The organism is Bradyrhizobium sp. C9 (genome assembly GCF_002532045.1).
In the GTDB taxonomy this organism is placed as follows: Bacteria; Pseudomonadota; Alphaproteobacteria; order Rhizobiales; family Xanthobacteraceae; genus Bradyrhizobium.
The window spans coordinates 120,967-141,507 of record NZ_NWTG01000010.1 but is presented as its reverse complement, the minus strand read 5'-3'; the positions used below and the strand labels follow the sequence as shown (position 1 = coordinate 141,507).

Here is a 20,541-nt window from a genome sequence, read left to right as displayed (position 1 = left end):
GTGATGGTGAAGCGATATTCCAGGCGGTTGGCGTTCGGGACGGCGGCAATGCTCGGCCTTTCGCTTGCGCCCGCGGCGCAAGCCCAGGATTTCTTCTCGCAACTGTTCGGCGGCTTCATGCAAGGCCGTCCGCCGGTGATCCGGATGCCGTTCGACGATGGCCCTGCGCCGGTGCCGCGGGCCGAACGCCGCGCGCGTTATGACGGCGGTCAGGCCTATTGCGTGCGCACCTGCGACGGCCGCTATTTCCCGCTGGCGGCGACCGGCAACCAGAGCAAGGCGGAGAGCTGCAACAGCTTCTGCCCGGCGAGCGCGACCGAAGTGGTCTATGGCGGCAACATCGACAACGCCGCGACCGAAGATGGCAAGCCGTATTCCGAGCTGCCGAACGCCTTCCGCTATCGCGACGAGATCGTCTCGGGCTGCACCTGCAACGGCAAGGACACTGTCGGGCTCGCCGCGGTGAAGATCGAGGACGATCCGACCCTGCGCAAGGGCGACATCGTCGCCGGCAAGGATGGCTTGATGTCGGTCGGCCGCCCCGACCGGCGCGGGGCATCGCTCAGCTTCACGCCGGCGCCGGATCGCATCCGCGCCAAGTATCAGCGCGCGCCGGTGCTGGCGCGCGAATAGCGCTGCTCAAGCGAGATCGGCGACTTTCGGTTCCGTTGGCAGGAACCGGCCTTGCTCTCGCAAGTTAGCAACAAGCGAACAGCACATTCACCGATGCCATCAGGGGGCCCCGCATGCTCGTCGGCGTACTCGTCACTTTCCTTGTCATTATTCTGGTTCTTTATCTCATCAACATGCTGCCGCTCGACGGCCGCGCCAAGCAGATCGCGCGCGTCGTCGTCATCATCATCGGCATCGTCTCGCTGCTGAAGTATTTGGCGGTGTTCTAGAGTGCGATAGTCGGTACGCGCGGCTTGTCCCGGTGTCGTTCCTGCGAAAGCAGGGACCCATACTCGGCGGCTTCTATGTGAACGGGATGCGTCGTTCCGGCGCGATCCAACAACTACCATTCGTGGTTATGGGTCCCTGCTTTCGCAGGAACGACGATGAGGGTGGGTCGCGATTCAAGGATGGCCGCAGGTCCATCCGCAAATTTCGGGAAAGTAGAATAATACCGTGGATGTCAGGTTGGTGTGCCCGCCTCCTACTGTGCATGGGGTTGTTTTCGATATTTTGGCAGTGCCTCCCCTGCGACGGCGGGCGCGGTGCCAGAAAAAAAGCCCCGGCTCGCACCGGGGCTTTGTTCAATCGTTGCGATCGCTCGCGGATCAGCCCGCGGCCTTGGCCTCGCGGCGGCGTGCGGTGAGGATGTATTCGGTGTAGCCGTTCGGCTGGGTGCGTCCTTCGAACACGAGGTCGCAGGCCGCCTTGAAGGCGACGCCGTCGAACGCCGGCGCCATCGGCTTGTAGAGCGCATCGCCGGCGTTCTGCTTGTCGACGACGACGGCCATCCGTTTCAGCGACTCCATCACCTGATCCCTGGTGATGACGCCCTGATGCAGCCAGTTCGCCAGATGCTGGCTCGAGATGCGCAGCGTGGCGCGGTCTTCCATCAGGCCGACATCGTGGATGTCGGGCACCTTGGAGCAGCCGACCCCCTGGTCGATCCAGCGCACGACGTAGCCGAGGATGCCCTGGCAGTTGTTGTCGATCTCCTGCTTCACGTCATCCGGCGCCCAGTTCGACTGCGACACCGGAATGGTGAGGATGTCGGAGAGTTTGGCGCGCGGCCCGCCCTTGGCGAGCTCCTGCTGGCGGGCGGTCACGTTGACCTGGTGATAGTGCAGGGCGTGCAGCGTGGCTGCGGTCGGCGACGGCACCCAGGCGGTGGTGGCGCCGGCCTGCGGATGGCCGATCTTCTGCGCCAGCATGTCGGCCATCTTGTCGGGCGCGGCCCACATGCCCTTGCCGATCTGGGCATGGCCGGGCAGGCCGTCGATCAGACCGTTGTCGACGTTCCAGTCCTCATAGGCCTTGATCCACGGCTGCGCCTTCATGTCGTTCTTGCGGATCATCGGACCCGCTTCCATCGAGGTGTGGATCTCGTCGCCGGTGCGATCGAGGAAGCCGGTGTTGATGAACATGATGCGCTTGGAGGCGCGCTGGATGCAGGCCTTGAGGTTGACCGTGGTGCGGCGCTCCTCGTCCATGATGCCGACCTTCAGCGTGTTCTCGGGCAGGCCCAGCATCTTCTCGACTTCGGCGAACAGGTCGCAGGTCAGCGTCACCTCGTCGGGGCCGTGCATCTTCGGCTTGACGATATAGGCCGAGCCGGTGCGGCTGTTCTTGACCTTGGAATTGCCTTTGAGGTCGTGGATCGCGAGCAGGCCGGCGACCGCGGCGTCGAGCAGGCCTTCCGGGATCTCCTCGCCCTTGGCGTCGAGCACCGCGTCGGTGAACATGTGGTGGCCGACATTGCGCATCAGCAGCAGGCTGCGGCCGTGCAGCTTCAGCTCGCTGCCGTCGGGCTTCTTGTAGACGCGGTCGGCATTGAGCGAGCGCGTCAGCGTCTTGCCGCCCTTGTCGAAATCGGCCGACAGCGTGCCGTTCATCAGGCCGAGCGTGTTGCGATAGACCAGCACCTTGTCCTCGGCGTCGACGGCGGCAACCGAGTCTTCCATGTCGAGAATGGTCGAGACCGCCGATTCCAGGATCATGTCGGCGACGCCGGCAGGATCATCCTTGCCGATGACGTTGCTGCGGTCGATCTTGACCTCGACATGCATGCCGTTGTTGACGAGCAGGATCGCGGTGGGCTGGGCGGCATCGCCCAGATAGCCGGCGAACTGGGCGCCGTTCTTCAGCGCGGTCGAATTGCCGCTCTTCAGCTTGACCGAGAGCTGGCCCGCGATCACGCTGTAGGAGGTCACGTCGGTGTGGCTTCCGGTCGCGAGCGGCACGGCGGCGTCGAGGAACGCCTTTGCCTTTGCGATCACCTTATCGCCGCGGGCCTTGTTGTAGCCCTTGCCGCTTTCGCTCGGATCATGCGGGATCGCGTCGGTGCCGTAGAAGGCGTCGTACAGCGAACCCCAGCGCGCGTTGGCGGCGTTCAGCGCGTAACGCGCGTTGGTCAGCGGCACCACGAGCTGCGGCCCGCAGATCTTGCCGATTTCCTCGTCGACATTCGCAGTCTCGACCTTGTGGGTCGCGGGCTCGGGCAGCAGATAGCCGATGTCCTTGAGGAACGCGGTGTAGGCGTTGATGTCGAACGCCTTGCCCTTGTTGGCGCGATGCCAGTCGTCGATCTTGGCCTGCAGCGCGTCCCGGACCGCGAGCAACTCGCGATTCTTCGGGCCGAGCTTCTGGATGATGGCGGCGAGTCCTGCCCAGAACGCGTCCGGCGCGATCCCGGTTTTCGGCGTCGCCTCCTTGGCGATGAAATCGAACAGGACAGGGGCGATCTTCAATCCATGGGCATCGACACGAGTCATGATGGGCTTTCTCAAAGAAATGGGGCGTTTAGGGGCTGTTTTCGAAAGAAATCAGCAAAAAACGCGCCAAAGGGCGGCGTTCACGGCTCTTTTAGCCCTAAAGCCACGGTTCTGAGAAGGCCCCCTTTCCCCCGGCGCCGTACCGGCAGCGCGCGCGATCAGGGCGCCCTGGTCCGTACCTTGGTGGCGATCAGCAATGCGGCGAGCAGCAAGGGAATTGCGCCCGCCACGAACACGGCCGCCGCGCCCATCAAATCGAGCACCAGCCCGCCACCGGCCGCGCCCATGGTGATGCCGAGGAAGATCGAGGCCACAGTCAGCCCGGTGCCGCTTTCGGTCTCATCGGGCACCATGCGGGTGATCCAGGTCGTTGTCGCCACCGGTACGCCGCTGAAGGCAAATCCCCAGAGGGCGACCAGCGCCAGCGCGGGCATGACGTCCTTGCCATAGACCGAGAGCAACAGACCGAGCACGCTGATCGCCAGCGGCATCGCGATCAGCGCGAGCTTGAGATTGCGCTCGGCCATTAGCCCGCTGGCGAAGGAGCCGACATAGTTGGCAACGCCGAAAGCCAGCAACGTCGCCGCGACGCCGGCAGCGCCAAGCCCGGTCACGCTTTCAAGGAAGGGACGGATGTAGCCGAAATAACCGAAGTGCCCGGTGAACACCAAGGTTGCCGCCAGGATGCCGGCGCCGATTCCCGGCCGTGTCAGGATGTCGATCAGGGTGTCGAGTCCGGCCTCTCCCTTCGGGGCGAGGCGCGGCAAAGCCAATGCCTGGATGACAAACACCGCTGCGCCCAATGCCGTCGCGAGCAGGAACACGATGCGCCAGCTTGCCACCTCGCCGAGATAGCTGCCGAGCGGAACGGCGATGATCATCGCGGCGGGAATGCCGCTCATCACGATCGACAACGCCCGTGCAACCAGCGACGGCGGCACCAGCCGGATCGTCGTGGCTGCCGCCATCGCCCAAAAGCCGCCGATGGCAAGGCCGAGCACGATCCGCGCGGCGAGCAGGAACGTGATGCTCGGCGCCAACGCCACCAGCAGGTTGGAGATGACCAGCAGAATCGAGAAACTGAGCAGCACCGGTTTTCGGTTGAAGCTGCGCGTCAGTCTCGGCGTGAATAATGCCCCGACCAGGCCGGCCAGCGAGGTCGCCGTCACCGCCTGACCGGCGAGGCCCGGACTTACACCGAGGTCCCTCGCCATCGGCGTCAACAGGCCTGACGGCAGGAACTCCGCCGTCAGAAGTGCGGTGACGCCCAGCATCACGGCGACGACGGCGCCCCAGGCGGGCTTCTCCAACGCGGCGGGCCTGTCACCAGCCTTGAGAGCGACTTCGCCCGGTATCAGCGCAACGGCATCGGCGTGCGCCAGCGCGGGGTCCACTTCTTGATCCATTGACCGAAACTTCCATCTTATGTTGCAGCGCCGCAGACATAGGTTGGACGAATTGGACAATCTATGCCATAAACACCCGAATGTTTGATCGTTCGTCCAGATCGTCCGCCGCCGATACGACCGACGCCGCCGTCGATCTGGTGAGCGAATTGTTGCTCGGGATGCGGCTCGAGGGCGTTCACTACCGCCGGGTCGAGACGCGAGCGCCGTTCGGGTTCCGGTTCGAGACGCCGTACGGACGGGCGCAATTCCACTTCGTTGCCCATGGCACGGCGCTGCTGCGCTACGCCGACGCGACGCTGCTTCCGCTTGGATGCGGCGACGCGATTTTCCTGCCGCGCGGCGGTGCGCATGATCTGGTCTCGGCCCCGGACGAGCCGAGCTGCGACGTCGAGCGCTTCGAGACCGAGACGCTCTGCGGCAATGTCGATGTGACGTCGGCCTGCCCTGATGGATGCCCGCAGGACGATCAGGTCCTGGTCTTCAGCGCCTGCATGAATTTCGATCTTGGTGGCATGCGCCCGCTGATCGCCCTGATGCCGGAGGTGATGCGGGTCGACACGTTGCTCGCGCGCCAGCCGGAAATCGAGCCGATGCTGAAGGCGATGGAGCGCGAGACCTGCACGCCGCGAGCCGGCTCCGTCGGCGTGATGGCGCGGCTCGCCGACGTTCTCGCCGCGTCGATCGTGCGCGGCTGGGTCGAATGCGGCGGCGACAACGCCATGGGCTGGTTCGAGGCCTTGCGCGATCCGCGTCTCGGCCGCGCGATCGGCGCGCTGCATCGCGCGCCCGGCCGCAACTGGACTGTTGCCGAACTAGCGGCGGAGGCTGGTTGCTCGCGCTCGCTGTTCGCAGAGCGATTCCAGTCAATGACCGGGCAATCGCCGCTGCGCTACCTCGCCGAACTGCGCATGCGGCTCGCGACACAGTGGATCGAGCATGAACGCCAGCCGATCGATGCGATCGCCCAACGGCTCGGCTATGCGTCGCAGGCGGCGTTCAGCCGCGCGTTCAAGCGCATCACCGGGCAATCGCCGGGGATGCTGCGGCACGGGGCCGGAAGCCGCCGCGCGGCCGCCGAATAGGGCCTCAACCGAACCGGCTTTTGACACCGCCGTCATGCCCCGCTTGATGCGGGGCATCCAGCACGCCGCGGCCTCTCGGCACAATGGCTGATGTCTCTGGAATATCGGATCGCCCGGTCGAGCCGGGCGACGACACTGAGCGGAAGCTAGATATTCGCCGCGAGGTCGGTTAGTTCGTCGAACAGGATGCCTGTCGTGGCCAACATCCGCTCGATCTCGTCGGTGGCATCGCTGACCGAGCGGTTCGAGGTGTCGATGGTCAGTTCGTTGCCGGTCGGCGGCTGGTAGTCGTTGGTGATGCCGGTAAAGGACGGCAATCCGCCGGAGCGCGCCTTGGCGTAGTGGCCCTTGGGATCGCGGGTCTCGCAGACCTCGGCAGGCGTCGCGACATAGATTTCGCGGAACGCGCTGTCGGCGATACGGCGAGCGGCCGCGCGGTCGGCGGTCGACGGCGAGACCGCAGCGACGATGGCGATATGGCCGTTGCGCGCCAGATGGGTCGCGACCTCGGCGAGGCGGCGGATGTTTTCAGCGCGATCCTGCGGCGAGAAGCCGAGGTCGCTGTTCAGCCCGGCGCGGAAGGTGTCGCCGTCGAGCAGGATCGGCGAGCCGCCATTGCCGAACAGGCGCCGTTCCAGCGCCCGCGCCAGCGTCGACTTGCCCGAGCCGGGCAGGCCGGTCAGCCAGACCACCGCGCCATTGTGATGGTAGCGCGCCGAGCGTTCGTCCGGCCGCAGCGCGGATTCCACCGGCACGATGTCGATCGGCACCGCAGGCCGGCCGGCGTCGACCGACAGCACGAGGCCGCCGCCGGCGATGCGCCCGTTGACCTCGATCACGAGGCGGCCGGTGCGCGGATTGTCGGTGTAGGGATCGGTCGCAACCGGCTGCGCCAGCGAGATGTCGATCTCGCCGACATGGTTGCGCGCGATCGCGGTGTTCTCTTCGTTGGACAGCGCGCCGGGATCGATCGCCTTTTCAATCGCGACCACGGTGGCGCGGCTTTCCCTGGTGCCGAGCCGGATCAGGATCTGCTCGCCCTTGGTCAGCGGCTTGTCGTGCAGCCAGAAAATACGCGCACGGATGCGGCGGGTGTCGCGCGGGCTCTGCCCGCTATGTCCGATGACGTCGCCGCGCTCGAGGAACAGCTCGCGGTCGAGCGTGATGCCGACCGAGCGCCCGGCGCCTTGCGGGGCGTGCACCGGCGTCACCGGCCAGCTTTCGACCGTCTTGATCTTCGCGATCTTGCCCGTGGGCATGATGACGATCTCGTCACCGGCCTTGAGGCTGCCGGACTCGATGCGGCCCGCAACGATGCGGCGGTCGTCGAACTTGTAGATCGCCTGCACCGGCAGCCGCAGCGGCAGCTCCGCCAGCGGCGGCGCCGGCTCGAGCGCATCGAGCGCCTCGACCACGGTCGGTCCCTTGTACCATCCGATCCGCGGCGTGTGTTCGGCGACGCCGTCGCCGTCGCGCGCGGAGATCGGGACCACCGCCGTCGGCGTCACGCCGAGACCGATCAGATGCGCGGAAATCTCGTCGCTGATCTCCTTGAAGCGGTCAGCACTGAAATCGACCCGGTCCATCTTGTTGACGACGACCGCCACCTGCTTCACGCCGAGCAGATGCAGGAGATAGCCGTGCCGCCGCGTCTGCGAGCGGACACCTTCGAGCGCGTCGATGATCAACACCGCGCCGTCGGCCTGCGAGGCGCCGGTGATCATGTTGCGCAAGAATTCTGCATGGCCGGGCGCGTCGATCAGCACGACGTCGCGCGAGCGGGTGCGGAAGCGGATCTGGGTGGTGTCGATGGTGATGCCCTGGTCGCGCTCGGTCTGCAGCGCGTCGAGCAGGAACGACCATTCGAACGGCATGCCGCGCCGCGCGCTGACCGCCTTCAGCATCTCCAGCTTGCCGTCCGGCAGGCTGCCGGTCTCATGCAGCAGGCGGCCCACCAAAGTGGACTTGCCGTGGTCGACATGGCCGACGATGACGATGCGCACCTGGGGACGGGTGGTGCCGTTGGGAGTCGCCGAGATCGAGGCGGTGGGGAGGATCATGTTCATCAGAGCACTCACGCCAAACTGGGGTCAGAGATAGCCGGCGACACGCAGTCGCTCGAACGCATCCTCGGTCTCGTGATCGAGTGCGCGGCCGGCGCGCTCCGGGATCTTGGTGTTCTCGAGCTCATCCAGGATTTCATCGATGCTGGATGCGCTCGAAGCCACCGGGTTGGTGATGTCCTGATCCCCCAGCGAGCGATAGCGCTTGCCGTCCTTGGCGAGATAGAGCGGGATGATAGGAATGCCTTCGCGCTTGGTGTAGGCCCAGATGTCGGCCTCGGTCCAATGCAGGATCGGATGAATGCGCAAGTGCGCGCCTTGCGGCGGCGACGCATTGAAGTGATCCCAGAATTCCGGCGGCTGGTCGCGCACATCCCATTCGCCTTCCAGGCCGCGCGGCGAGAACACGCGCTCCTTGGCACGCGTCGCCTCTTCGTCGCGGCGGATGCCGGCGATCAATCCGTCAAAGCCGTATTTATTGAGCGCGAGCTTCAGGCCCTCGGTCTTGCGTGCGGCGGAACGCGCGGCCGGCGGAAGGGTCGGGTCGACGCTGTCGATCGGCGGGCAGGGCTCGACGCGCAGGTCGAGATCCCATTCCTTTCCGAAGCGATCGCGGAACGCATACATCTCCGGAAACTTCTTGCCGGTGTCGACATGCAGCGCCGGGAACGGGACGCGGCCGAAGAACGCCTTGCGCGCCAGCCAGATCATCACGTTGGAGTCTTTGCCGAGCGACCACAGCAGCGCGAGCTTCTTCAGCCGGGCGAACGCCTCGCGCAAAATGTAGATGCTCTGGGCCTCCAGCTCATCGAGATGATCCATGGTCGGGGGAGCCTGATTGGCAGGAATCCCCGGCACGGAAGATGCATTGCGGAGTGCTGCGGACCGTGTTCCGGCAGCGGCGGATTCGTTGTCGAGAAGATGCATCTCTTGGCCTTGGCCTGTGGAGTTGAAAATTCTAAAGTTGCGCTGCAATAGAGAAGAAATAATTTTCTCTTTGCTGGGCTTGATCGAGAGATAAATAGAAAATAATTTCAGTCAACCCCCAAATTGGGGAAGCGAGTGTCTGATGCGATATCTGCCGGTGTTTCTGGATCTGCAAAGCGGCAAGGTGCTGCTCGTTGGAGCGGGCGAGCTCGTGCGCGCCAAGTTGCGGCTGCTCGCAGCTGCCGGCGCCGCGGTTCGCTGGTACGCGACCGACGGCGATCATGAACTCGCCGGTATCGCGGCGGAGGACGCCGCGCGCATCGAGCGCGCCGAAGGCGATCCGCTCGCAGCCGATCTCTCCGATGTCATCGCCGTGCTCTGCGCCGGTGCGGGTGACGTTGGTGTTGCAATGTCAGCGCGCGCCAAGGCGATTGGCCTGCCGGTCAACGTGATGGACGACCTCGTGCACTCCACCTTCATCATGCCTGCGATCGTCGATCGCGGCGATGTCGTGGTCGCGGTCGGAACCGGCGGCACGTCGCCGGTCGTGGCGCGTCGCATTCGCGAGAAGATCGAGGCGGTGCTGCCTGCGCGGATCGGCGATCTCGCCGGCTTCATCGGCCGCTTCCGCAAACCGATGCATGCGCGGATTGAAGAGTTTCCGCTGCGTCGCCGCTTCTGGGAGCGCATCGTCGACGGTCCGATCGGCGCGCTGGTACTGGCCGGCCGCAACGGCGAGGCCGAGCAGGCGCTGAACGCGATCAGCGATCCCGCTGCGTTCGCAGGCGCTGATACCGAAGGCAAGGCTGTCGGTCATGTGGCGCTGGTCGGCGCCGGTCCCGGCGATCCGGATCTGCTCACCGTGAAGGCGCTGCGCGCGCTGCAGGACGCCGACGTCGTGTTCTATGACGAATTGGTGTCATCAGAAATTCTCGACCGCATCCGGCGCGATGCCGCGCGGATTCCCGTCGGCCGCCGCATCGGCAAGCCCGGCATCGGCCAGGACGCGATCAACCGTCTGATGATCGAGGCGGCGCAGTCGGGCCAGCGCGCGGTGCGGCTGAAGGGCGGCGATCCCTTTGTGTTCGGTCGCGGCGGCGAGGAAATCGAGGCGCTGCGCGATGCCGGCGTCGCCTACTCCATTATTCCCGGCATCTCCGCCGGTCTGGGCGCGGCCGCGCAGTTCGAGGTGCCGCTGACCTTCCGGCACGAGGCGCTGCGCATCACCTTCCTGACCGCGCACAAGGCGCGCGATGCCGAGGTCGTCGACTGGTCGGTGCTGACCGATACCAAGATGACCGTCGTCGTCTACATGGGCATGACCGCGGCGCCCTCGATCCGCGAAGGTTTGCTCGCCGCGGGCCGCTCGCCGGAGACGCCGGTCGGCGTGTTCGCGCGCGTGACGCGGCCCGATGCCAAGGCCGCGGTCGGCACGCTGGCGCGGCTGCCCGAACTGGTCAAACAGGTCGATGGCGGACCCGCTGTCCTCATCATCGGCGACGTGGTCGCGCATTCCGCGCCGTGGAGCCGATCCAACGTCACCCAACTGTTCTCCAACCAGATGTTCTCCGAACTGCTGAAAGCTGCCGAATGACCTCTCCGCTCGAACAGAAGAAAATCAGGATCACAGGCCCCTCGATGGTGACCGCCAACCGGACCTGGGACGGTGCCGTGGTGTACCGAACCGCCAAGCAAGGCTGGTCCACCGAACTCTCCGACTCTGCGATCGTGACCACGTCTGACGAGGCCCGCGCGCTGCTGGCCGAAGCTACCGCCGACGACGTCGGCGCGGTCGGGCCCTATATCGCGCCGGTCGAGCTCAAGGACGGCGGCAAGGTCAAGCCGGGCAATCTCCGCGAACATATCCGCGCCAAGGGCGTCACCATCGATCTCCAGGTCCCAGCGTAAGGCGCCGGCGTAAGGCTCATCGAACATGTATGCTTATGACGAACTCGACCGCACGCTGATCAACGAGCGTGTTTCGGAATTCCGCGACCAGGTGAAGCGCCGCCTCTCGGGCGAGCTCACCGAGGACGAATTCAAGATCCTGCGCCTGCAGAACGGCGTGTATTTGCAGCTGCACGCCTACATGTTCCGCGTCGCGATTCCGTACGGCACGCTGTCGTCGAAGCAGCTGCGCCGGTTCGCCCATGTCGCGCGCCGCTACGACCGCGGCTATGGCCACTTCACCACGCGGCAGAACATCCAGTTCAACTGGATCAAGCTCGCCGAGCTGCCCGATGCGCTGGCCGATCTCGCCGAGGTCGGCATCCATGCGATGCAGACCTCCGGCAACAACATGCGCAACGTCACCTCGGACCAGTGGGCCGGCGTCGCGCCCGGTGAGATCGAGGATCCGCGCATCTGGTCGGAGCTGATCCGCCAGCACACCACCCTGCATCCGGAATTCTCGTTCCTGCCACGCAAGTTCAAGATCGCGATCACCGCCGCCGAGCACGATCGCGCCGCGATCAAGATTCACGACATCGGGCTGCGCCTGCACAAGAACGCCGACGGCGAGACCGGGTTCGAGGTGCTGGTCGGCGGCGGCCTCGGCCGCACCCCGTTCATCGCCAAGACCATCAAGCCGTTCGTCTCTGGCCGCGATATCCTGAGCTACATCGAGGCGATCCTGCGCGTCTACAACCAGTACGGCCGCCGCGACAACATCTACAAGGCGCGTATCAAGATCCTGGTGCACGAACTCGGGATCGAGAAGTTCGCCAAGGAAGTCGACGAGGAGTGGAAGGCGATGGGCGATGTCGGGCTGACGCTCGATCACACCGCCATCGAGGAGGTCCGCTCGCGCTTCTCTTACCCGGCCTACGAAAAGCTGCCGCACATGCCGGACGAGCTGAAGCAGGCCGCGCATGACAAGCTGTTCGAGCGCTGGCGCAAGAACTCGGTGTCGGCGCACAAGGTGCAGGGCTATTCGATCGTGACGCTGTCGCTGAAGCCGGTCGGTGGCCCACCCGGCGATGCCACCGCCGAGCAGATGGACGCGGTCGCCGACCTCGCCGACAAATACTCGTTCGGCGAGATCCGCGTCGGCCACGAGCAGAACCTGGCGCTGCCGCACGTCGCCAAGCGCGATCTGCCGGCGCTGTTCAAGGCGCTCGACCGCCTCGGCCTCGCGACGCCGAATGTCAACCTCGTCACCGACATCATCGCCTGCCCGGGGCTGGATTACTGCTCGCTGGCCAATGCGCGCTCGATCCCGATCGCGCAGGAGCTGACGCGGCGTTTCGCCAACCACGACACCGCCGACCTGATTGGCCGGCTGCACATCAACATCTCCGGCTGCATCAATGCCTGCGGCCATCACCATGTCGGCCACATCGGCATTCTCGGCGTCGAGAAGAACGGTGAGGAGTTTTATCAGATCACGATCGGCGGCCGCGCCGACGAGAACGCGCAGTTGGGCACCTTGATCGGCCCGGCCGTTCCCTATGCGGAAGTCGCCGATGTGATCGAAGACATTGTCGAAGCTTATCTCGCGCTGCGCGACCGTCCCGAGGAATTGTTCGTCGATACGGTGAAGCGTCTGGGCGTCGAGCCTATCAGGGAGCGCGTCTATGCCACTCGTTAAGCAGGGAAGACTGACCACCGATCTGTTCGTGCATGTCGCCGACGGCGCCGAGTTGCCGGGCGACGGCGCGGTGCTGGTGACGGCCGAGCGCTTTCTCGCCGATCCGCAGGCGCTGCTGCGCCGCCCCGGCAAGCTCGGGGTGATCTGGCCGAACAACCGCAACCTCGACGAACTGGTGCCGCATCTCGATGGGCTGGCCTCGGTCGCGTTGGTGTTCCCGACCTTCCGCGACGGCCGCGCCTACAGCCAGGCGCGCCTGCTGCGCGAGCGTTACGGCTATGACGGCGAGCTGCGCGCCACCGGGCAGATCCTGCGCGACCAGTTCGTGTTCATGACCCGCGCCGGCTTCGACGCCTTCGAGGTCAAGAAGGATGCCGACGCCGACGCGTTCGCCCAGACCATGAAGCGCTATTCGGTGTTCTATCAGCCGACCGGCGACGGCCGCGTCACGGCGCTGAACCGCCGTATGCAGCTGCGGCATTCGGAGAGCGCCGGCCAGTGAGCACGCTTGCACCAGAGCTTGCAGTCGCGTCAGTCGCATTGCCCGCGGCCGATGCGCTCGATCGCGCGCTGCGCAAGGCGTCGCCCGCCGAGGTGATCGCGGCCGCATTGCAAACGGTCGGCCGCGAGAGGCTGGCGCTGGTGTCGTCGTTCGGCACTGAATCCGCCGCGTTGCTCAAGGTGATGGCGGACGTCGATCCAGCGATCCCGGTGGTCTTCCTCGACACCGGCTGGCTGTTCGAGGAGACGCTGGCCTATCGCGACACGCTGATCAAGACGCTCGGCCTCACCGATGTGCGCTCGATCAAGCCCGACGAGCAGGCGCTGGCGCGTCTCGATCCGGACCGCGAATTGTGGTTCAACGATCCCGACGCCTGCTGCCGCATCCGTAAGGTCGAGCCGTTGGCGCGCGCGCTGAAGCCGTTCGCCGGCTGGATCAACGGCCGCAAGCGTTTCCAGGGCGGCGCCCGCGCCGATATCCCTGTCGTCGAGGACGACGGCGTCAGACTGAAATTCAACCCGTTCGCCAATGTCTCGCGCGAGGAGATCGAGGCGATCTACACGCTCGGCGGGCTGCCGCCGCATCCACTTGTCGCATCGGGATATCAGTCGGTCGGGTGTATGCCTTGCTCGAGCCGGGCTGCAGCCGGCGAGGATGCACGCGACGGCCGCTGGCGTGGCCGCGCGAAGACGGAATGCGGCATCCACACAACCAAGATGTCGTAGAGCACCGCGCTCAGTCGCATTGATCGCGCATGCGATCCGGCGACGTGACAAAGCCTTCGCAGCGCGGCGGCTTCGTAGCACAAGCGCGCTGCGCCGCTGAAAACTAAGAAAACCGGTTTCGTTGACTTCAGGCCACTTCACCGTGAGTTATGTCTTGCGTGTTCCCTGACATTCTCAGGTTGAATGGAGACAGAAATGATCCGTCGTATGCTGCCGCTGGTCGCGGGATTGTTGTGGGCGAGCTCGGCCTTCGCGGCTGACTATTCGCTACTCAACGTGTCCTACGATCCGACGCGCGAGCTCTATGTCGATTTCAACAAGGCGTTCGCCGCGGCCTATCAGAAGGACACCGGCAAGAGCGTCGAGATCAAGCAGTCGCATGGCGGCTCGGGCTCGCAGGCGCGCTCGGTGATCGACGGATTGCAGGCCGATGTCGTGACACTGGCGCTGGCCTATGACATCGACGCGATCGCCGGCAAGGGCCTGCTCGCCGCCGATTGGCAGAAGAAGCTTGCGCTCAACGCCTCGCCCTACACCTCGACCATCGTGTTCCTGGTGCGCAAGGGCAATCCCAAGGGCATCAAGGATTGGGACGATCTGATCAAGCCCGGCGTCGCCGTGATCACGCCGAATCCGAAGACGTCCGGTGGTGCGCGCTGGAACTATCTCGCCGCCTGGGGCTACGCGCAGAAGAAGTTCGGCTCGGTCGACAAGGCGAAGAAGTTCGTCGCAGACCTTTATCAGAACGTGCCGGTGCTCGACACCGGCGCGCGCGGTTCGACCGTGACCTTCGTCGAGCGCGGTGTCGGCGACGTGCTGCTGGCGTGGGAGAACGAAGCCTTCTTGGCGTTGCGCGAGTTCGGTGCGGACAAGTTCGAGATCGTGGCGCCGCCACAGTCGATCCTCGCCGAGCCGCCGGTCGCCGTGGTCGATGCCGTCGCCGACAAGAAGGGCACCCGCGCGGTCGCCGAAGCCTATCTGAAGTACTGGTACACCAAGGAAGGCCAGGAGATCGCCGCGCGCAACTCCTACCGGCCGCGCGATCCGGAGATCGCCAAGGAGTACGAAAAATCCTTCGCCAAGGTCGAACTTTTCACCATCGACGACGTTTTCGGTGGTTGGACCAAGGCGCAGAAGGAGCACTTCGCCGAGGGCGGCATCTTCGATCAGATCTACAAAAACTGATCAACAGGGGGGCATGTGAGCACAGCGGTTGCAAGGCGCAGCACCCTGCCGGGGTTCGGTCTCACCATGGGACTGACCCTGACATGGCTCTCCGTTATTATCCTGATTCCGCTGGCCGCGCTGTTCCTCAAGACGTTCGAGCTGAGCCTCGACCAGTTCTGGAGCATCGTCGCCAGCCGCCGTACCCTGAACGCGCTGAAGATTTCGTTCGGACTTTCGTTTGCGGCCGCCTGCGTCAATCTGGTGATGGGCACCATCATCGTCTGGGCGCTGGTGCGCTACCGTTTTCCAGGCCGGCGACTGTTCGACGCCATCGTCGATATTCCGTTTGCCTTGCCGACCGCGGTCGCGGGCGTCGCGCTGACGCAACTGTTCGCCCAGAAGGGCTGGCTCGGCGCGCCGCTCGCCGAGCTCGGCATCAAGGTCGCGTTCACGCCGATCGGCATCTTCATCGCGATGATCTTCATCGGCATTCCCTTCGTGGTGCGCACGGTGCAGCCGGTGCTGATCGATCTCGATCCCGAGATCGAGGAGGCTGCGGCGAGCCTTGGCGCCAATCGCTGGCACACGGTGTTTCGCGTCATCCTGCCGAGTTTGATTCCGGCGCTGCTCACCGGTTTTGCGCTGGCCTTTGCCCGCGCCATCGGTGAATACGGTTCGGTGATCTTCATCGCCGGCAATCTGCCCAACGTCTCCGAGATCGCACCGCTCCTGATCGTGATCCGGCTGTCCGAATTCCGCTACGCCGACGCCACCGCGATCGCGGTGGTGATGCTGGTGGCCTCGTTCCTGATCATCTTCCTGATCAACCGGCTGCAGCGCTGGGCGCAAGCCCGCATTCCCGTGCATTGAGGTTCGAGATGTCGATGCAGACGGGATTGGCGACCTCGACCACGCAACTGCGGACCTACGCGCCCGCGACCGATGTCAGCGTTGCGGCCCCGGCGCCGCGGCTCGAGATCGCGCGCGCCGAGCCGGTCGCGGCGCGGCGCAACCCGCGCACCGAGCCGGGCCCGGTCCGCCTCATCATCATCGCGCTCGCGATCGCCTTCCTCAGCATCTTCGTCGTGCTGCCGCTGGTCGTCGTGTTCGCCTCGGCCTTCTCGAAAGGCATCGTCGCCTACTTCGCGGCGCTGGCCGAGCCCGAGGCGCTCGCTGCGATCAAGCTGACGCTGCTGATCGCGGCGATCTCGGTCACGTTCAACCTCGTGTTCGGCGTGGTCGCGGCCTGGGCGATCTCGAAATTCGAATTCACCGGCAAGACCTTCCTGATCACGCTGATCGACCTGCCGTTCTCGGTCTCGCCCGTGATTTCGGGCCTGGTCTTCGTGCTGCTGTTCGGCGCGCAGGGCTATTTCGGGCCGTGGCTGCAGGCCCACAACGTCCACATCCTGTTCGCGGTGCCCGGCATCGCGCTGGCGACGATCTTCGTCACCTTCCCCTTCGTGGCGCGCGCGCTGATCCCGCTGATGCAGGAACAGGGCACCCAGGAAGAGGAGGCGGCGATCTCGCTCGGCGCCTCCGGCCTGCAGACCTTCTTCCGCGTCACGCTGCCCAACATCAAGTGGGGCCTGCTCTACGGCGTCCTGCTCTGCAACGCGCGCGCGATGGGCGAGTTCGGCGCGGTGTCCGTCGTCTCCGGCCACATCCGCGGCGAGACCAACACGATGCCGCTCTTGGTCGAGATTCTCTACAACGAATATCAGTTCGTCGCCTCGTTCGCGATTGCGTCGCTGCTGGCGATGCTGGCGCTGATCACGCTGGTGGCGAAAACCGTTCTCGAGCGGCGGCTCGACGAGGCAGAGGTGCCCGATGGCGATTGAAGTCACGAATATCGTAAAGAAGTTCGGCAGCTTTGCCGCGCTCGACAATGTCGATCTCAAGGTCGCTGACGGCGAGCTGCTGGCGTTGCTCGGCCCGTCCGGCTCCGGCAAGACGACGCTGCTGCGGATCATCGCCGGGTTGGATTGGCCCGACTCGGGCGAGGTCGCGATCGACGGCGAGAACGCGCTGTCGCGCGGCGCCAGCGAGCGTCAGGTCGGCTTCGTGTTCCAGCACTATGCGCTGTTCCGCCACATGACGGTGTTCGAGAATGTCGCGTTCGGCCTGCGCGTGCAGCCGCGCGCGATCCGCAAGGACGAGGCGACGATCCGCGCCCGCGTCAAGAACCTGCTCGATCTGGTGCAGCTCGACTGGCTCGCCAACCGCTATCCGAGCCAATTGTCAGGTGGTCAGCGTCAGCGCATCGCGCTGGCGCGCGCGCTCGCGATCGAGCCCCGGATCCTGCTGCTCGACGAGCCGTTCGGCGCGCTCGACGCCAAGGTCCGCAAGGAGCTCCGGCAGTGGCTGCGCTCGTTGCACAACGAGATCCACGTCACCTCGATCTTCGTCACGCACGACCAGGAGGAGGCGCTCGAAGTCGCCAACCGCGTCGTGGTCATGGACAAGGGCAGGATCGAGCAGATCGGCTCGCCCGGCGAGGTCTATGACAACCCGGCGACCGCCTTCGTGCACGGCTTCATCGGCGAATCCATCGTGCTGCCGGTGGATGTGGCCGGCGACGCGGTGCAGCTCGACGGCCGTCCGCTGAACATTCCCGCCTTGGGCGCTGCGTCCGGTGCGGCAAAACTGTTCGTCCGCCGCCACGACATGGCGGTCGGCCCGGCGGGAACCGGGGCGCTGGAAGGCGCCATCCGGCATGTCCGCTCGTTCGGTCCGATCCAGCGCGCCGAGGTGGCCCTCGCGGGGACCGAGGGCAAGACCGTGATCGAGATCGACGCCCCGCGCGACCGCGAGCTGCAGGCCGGCGAAATCGTCTCGCTGCAGCCCCGCCGCTACCGGATTTTTGCCGCCCAGGGGTAGCGCCCAACCGCTGCTTCAAACCTCCCCCCGAAAAGTCTCGTAGCCCGGAGATCGGTGGCTATTGATGGCCGAAAGTTAGCCCCTGTTCACCATTCAGCCACGGTTGGTATGCAACAACGGCGGGCCAACCTTGGGGGTTTTCAGTAGTGAAACGGACGACGGTCGCCCTGTTCGGGCTTCTGGTGCTTGCCGGCTGCGGCACAGAGACCAAAATCCCGGAAGAACCGGCCATGTATCTCAACATGGCGCAGCCCGGCGCCGTGCTGGACAGCCAGGCCGCCGCGATCATGTTTTCGCAGTATCGCCAGAACAATGGCCTCGGCACCGTCGTGGTCGATCCCGACCTGACCAGGCTCGCCGAGCAGCAGTCGCAGGCGATGGCCGCCCGCAACAAGATGGACCACGACGTGAAGGCGCCGCTCGGCAAGCGGCTGGAGGCCGGCGGCTACCCGGCAACCATCGCCGTCGAGAACATCTCGGCGGGCTATCACACGCTCGCGGAAGCGTTTTCGGGCTGGCGCGATTCACCGCCGCACAAGGCCAACATGCTCAAGAGCGGTGTCACAAAAATGGGCATCGCAGCCGTCTACGCTCCGAATACCAAATACAAGGTGTTCTGGACGCTCATTTTGGCGGCAACCTGATCGCGATAAATTCCGCGTGAACTCCCGCTCCGTATCTCGTTGATTGACGCGGCTGCGAACAGCCGCCACGGTGCGCCCTCAAGTCATTTCGAACCGAACGGTTACGAATGGATACTTCGGATTCCGCGCCCGGCTCGACGCCGGCGCAAGCGCAGCGTGTGCTGGTTCTTCAGGGCGGCGGTGCGCTCGGCTCCTATCAGGCCGGCGCCTTCCAGGCGCTCTGTCATGCGGGCTTCGAGCCGGAATGGATCGCCGGCATCTCGATCGGCGCCATCAATGCCGCGATCATCGCCGGCAACGAGCCGGACAAGCGGGTGCCGCGGCTGAAGGAATTCTGGGAGATGGTGTCGGCGCCGGTGCCGTGGAATCCGGTTTCGAAACATGAGCGCGCTCGCTCGCTTTTCAACGAGACCAGCGCCGCCATCATCGCAACTTTCGGCGTGCCCGGCTTCTTCACGCCGCGGATTCCGCCGGCGCCGTTGTGGCCGCCCGGCAGTTCGCAATCGCTGAGCTATTACGATACCGCGCCGCTGAAGAAGACGCTGGAGCGGCTGGTCGACTTCGATCGCATCAACGATCTGAAGACGCGGCTGTCGGTCGGTGCGGTCGGCGTCACCTCGGGCAACTTCCGCTATTTCGACAATTACGAGTTCAAGAAGCTCGGCAAGAAGATCGGTCCCGAGCACATCATGGCCTCGGGCGCGCTGCCGCCGGGCTTTCCCGCCGTCGTGATCGAGGGCGAGCATTACTGGGACGGCGGCATCGCCTCCAACACCCCGCTCGACTTCGTGCTCGACGAGGAGACCAGCCGCGACCTCCTGATCTTCCAGGTCGACCTGTTCAGCGCGCGCGGGCCGGTGCCCGAGACGCTGCTGGAGGCCGCCGAGCGCGAAAAGGACATCCGCTATTCCAGCCGGACGCGGATGAACACCGACAAGAACAGGCAGATCCACAACGCCCGCATGGCGGTGCGCGACCTGATCGGCAAGCTGCCCGATTATTTGAAGAACGATCCGTCGGTCGAACTGCTGCGCAAGGCGTCGAAGGAGAACACCGTCACGGTGGTTCACCTGATCTACAAGAGCAAGAACTACGAGAGCTCGTCGAAGGACTACGACTTCTCCCATGTTGCGATGGTCGAGCACTGGGGCGCGGGCGTCCGCGACGTGCATTTGTCGATGCGTCACAAAGAATGGCTAGAACGGCCGCAGTCCGGGGAAACCATGGTGACTTACGACCTCACGGGGGATGAACCCACACCCCCCGCAAGCAAATAGGAGCGAAGAACAATGGGTACGTTGACAGGCAAGACCGCCGTTGTGACCGGCTCGACCAGCGGCATCGGATTGGCTTATGCGCGCGCCTTCGCCGGCGCCGGCGCCAATATCGTGCTCAACGGCATGGGCGTTCCGGCCGACATCGAGAAGGAGCGTTCCGGCATCGAGACCGACTTCAAGGTCAAGGCGGCCTATTCGCCGGCTGACATGACCAAGCCGGCCGAGATCGCCGACATGATCGCGCTCGGTGAGAAGACCTTCGGCTCGGTCGACATCCTCGTCAACAATGCCGGCATCCAGTTCGTGTCGCCGATCGAGGAATTCCCGCCGGAGAAGTGGGAAGCGATCATCGCGATCAATCTGTCGTCGGCGTTCTACGGTATCCGCGCCGCGGTGCCCGGCATGAAGAAGCGCGGCTGGGGCCGCATCATCAACACGGCTTCCGCGCACTCGCTGGTCGCTTCGCCGTTCAAGTCGGCCTACGTCTCGGCCAAGCACGGCATCGCCGGCCTCACCAAGACCGCGGCGCTCGAGCTCGCGCAGTTCAAGATCACCTGCAACTGCATCAGCCCGGGCTATGTCTGGACGCCGCTGGTCGAGCACCAGATTCCGGAGACGATGAAGGCGCGCAACATGACCAAGGAGCAGGTCATCAAGGACGTGCTGCTCGCCGCCCAGCCGACCAAGGAGTTCGTCACGTCGGAGCAGGTCGCAGCCCTGGCGCTGTTCCTGTGCGGCGACGATGCCGCGCAGATCACCGGCGCCAACCTCTCGATCGACGGCGGCTGGACCGCGGAGTAGTTTTCCAGCGCGATTTGCTGCAGGATTTGTCA

The 20,541-nt window shown here is 65.0% G+C and carries 19 protein-coding genes; 15 read left to right on the top strand and 4 right to left on the bottom strand.

The features are described from left to right. Window positions 1–3: 3 nt before the first annotated feature. Together CO675_RS20955 and CO675_RS20950 are read left to right on the top strand one after the other, a co-directional pair. Window positions 4–633: a DUF2865 domain-containing protein gene (locus CO675_RS20955; RefSeq protein ID WP_097673767.1), complete on the top strand. Its 630-nt coding sequence runs from the start codon at window positions 4–6 to the stop codon at window positions 631–633. Between the two features lie 113 nt (window positions 634–746). After that, window positions 747–902, top strand: a complete 156-nt coding sequence (locus CO675_RS20950; RefSeq protein WP_021076357.1) for a Thivi_2564 family membrane protein — start codon at window positions 747–749, stop codon at window positions 900–902. 378 nt (window positions 903–1,280) lie between these two features. Here CO675_RS20950 and CO675_RS20945 read toward each other — a convergent pair whose 3' ends face one another. Together CO675_RS20945 and CO675_RS20940 are read right to left on the bottom strand one after the other, a co-directional pair. Beyond that, the gene (locus tag CO675_RS20945; RefSeq protein WP_097673766.1) at window positions 1,281–3,443 is read right to left on the bottom strand and encodes a malate synthase G; all 2,163 of its coding nucleotides are present in this window, start codon (window positions 3,441–3,443) and stop codon (window positions 1,281–1,283) included. Window positions 3,444–3,601: 158 nt separating this feature from the next. After that, window positions 3,602–4,849, bottom strand: a complete 1,248-nt coding sequence (locus CO675_RS20940; RefSeq protein ID WP_245452837.1) for an MFS transporter — start codon at window positions 4,847–4,849, stop codon at window positions 3,602–3,604. 80 nt (window positions 4,850–4,929) lie between these two features. On the opposite strand from CO675_RS20940, the gene CO675_RS20935 reads away from it, so the two are divergent. After that, window positions 4,930–5,934: an AraC family transcriptional regulator gene (locus CO675_RS20935; RefSeq protein WP_097673765.1), complete on the top strand. Its 1,005-nt coding sequence runs from the start codon at window positions 4,930–4,932 to the stop codon at window positions 5,932–5,934. Window positions 5,935–6,080: 146 nt separating this feature from the next. Here CO675_RS20935 and cysC read toward each other — a convergent pair whose 3' ends face one another. Further along, window positions 6,081–8,000 carry an adenylyl-sulfate kinase gene (gene cysC / locus CO675_RS20930; RefSeq protein ID WP_097673764.1) on the bottom strand — a complete coding sequence of 640 codons (1,920 nt, stop codon included), beginning with the start codon at window positions 7,998–8,000 and terminating at the stop codon, window positions 6,081–6,083. 24 nt (window positions 8,001–8,024) lie between these two features. Beyond that, a complete protein-coding gene (gene cysD, locus CO675_RS20925; protein ID WP_097673763.1) occupies window positions 8,025–8,819 on the bottom strand; it encodes a sulfate adenylyltransferase subunit CysD in 795 nt (264 codons plus the stop codon). Between the two features lie 247 nt (window positions 8,820–9,066). Between cysD and cysG the strand changes: the two genes are divergently transcribed. The 12 genes from cysG to CO675_RS20865 all read left to right on the top strand — a co-directional run bounded on the left by cysG (window position 9,067) and on the right by CO675_RS20865 (window position 20,509). Continuing rightward, complete coding sequence (gene cysG, locus CO675_RS20920) at window positions 9,067–10,518, top strand: siroheme synthase CysG (protein WP_097673762.1); 1,452 nt, start codon at window positions 9,067–9,069, stop codon at window positions 10,516–10,518. Further along, entirely contained in the window at window positions 10,515–10,832 is a 318-nt protein-coding gene (locus CO675_RS20915; RefSeq protein ID WP_074131355.1) for a DUF2849 domain-containing protein, read from the top strand. Before cysG ends, CO675_RS20915 begins: the two co-directional genes overlap by 4 nt. A 25-nt stretch (window positions 10,833–10,857) precedes the next feature. Continuing rightward, window positions 10,858–12,513 carry a nitrite/sulfite reductase gene (locus tag CO675_RS20910; protein WP_097673761.1) on the top strand — a complete coding sequence of 552 codons (1,656 nt, stop codon included), beginning with the start codon at window positions 10,858–10,860 and terminating at the stop codon, window positions 12,511–12,513. Continuing rightward, window positions 12,500–13,015 (top strand): DUF934 domain-containing protein, encoded by a 516-nt coding sequence (locus CO675_RS20905; RefSeq protein WP_097673760.1) that lies wholly within the window; start codon window positions 12,500–12,502, stop codon window positions 13,013–13,015. Before CO675_RS20910 ends, CO675_RS20905 begins: the two co-directional genes overlap by 14 nt. Then, a complete protein-coding gene (locus CO675_RS20900; protein ID WP_097673759.1) occupies window positions 13,012–13,740 on the top strand; it encodes a phosphoadenylyl-sulfate reductase in 729 nt (242 codons plus the stop codon). The genes CO675_RS20905 and CO675_RS20900 overlap by 4 nt, the downstream gene beginning before the upstream one ends. A gap of 195 nt (window positions 13,741–13,935) precedes the next feature. Further along, window positions 13,936–14,925, top strand: a complete 990-nt coding sequence (locus CO675_RS20895; protein WP_198964677.1) for a sulfate ABC transporter substrate-binding protein — start codon at window positions 13,936–13,938, stop codon at window positions 14,923–14,925. Between the two features lie 15 nt (window positions 14,926–14,940). Continuing rightward, window positions 14,941–15,777, top strand: coding sequence for a sulfate ABC transporter permease subunit CysT (cysT, locus tag CO675_RS20890; protein ID WP_097673757.1), 837 nt, complete (start codon window positions 14,941–14,943; stop codon window positions 15,775–15,777). Window positions 15,778–15,785: 8 nt separating this feature from the next. Continuing rightward, entirely contained in the window at window positions 15,786–16,748 is a 963-nt protein-coding gene (gene cysW, locus CO675_RS20885; protein WP_502693394.1) for a sulfate ABC transporter permease subunit CysW, read from the top strand. Continuing rightward, window positions 16,738–17,787: a sulfate/molybdate ABC transporter ATP-binding protein gene (locus CO675_RS20880; protein WP_097673756.1), complete on the top strand. Its 1,050-nt coding sequence runs from the start codon at window positions 16,738–16,740 to the stop codon at window positions 17,785–17,787. The genes cysW and CO675_RS20880 overlap by 11 nt, the downstream gene beginning before the upstream one ends. Before the next feature lie 146 nt (window positions 17,788–17,933). Then, on the top strand, window positions 17,934–18,431 hold the full coding sequence (locus tag CO675_RS20875) for a CAP domain-containing protein (RefSeq protein WP_097673755.1): 498 nt from the start codon (window positions 17,934–17,936) through the stop codon (window positions 18,429–18,431). Window positions 18,432–18,538: 107 nt separating this feature from the next. Further along, complete coding sequence (locus CO675_RS20870) at window positions 18,539–19,708, top strand: DUF3734 domain-containing protein (protein WP_097673754.1); 1,170 nt, start codon at window positions 18,539–18,541, stop codon at window positions 19,706–19,708. 12 nt (window positions 19,709–19,720) lie between these two features. Further along, window positions 19,721–20,509, top strand: a complete 789-nt coding sequence (locus CO675_RS20865) for a 3-hydroxybutyrate dehydrogenase (RefSeq protein WP_092118875.1) — start codon at window positions 19,721–19,723, stop codon at window positions 20,507–20,509. Window positions 20,510–20,541: the final 32 nt, after the last annotated feature.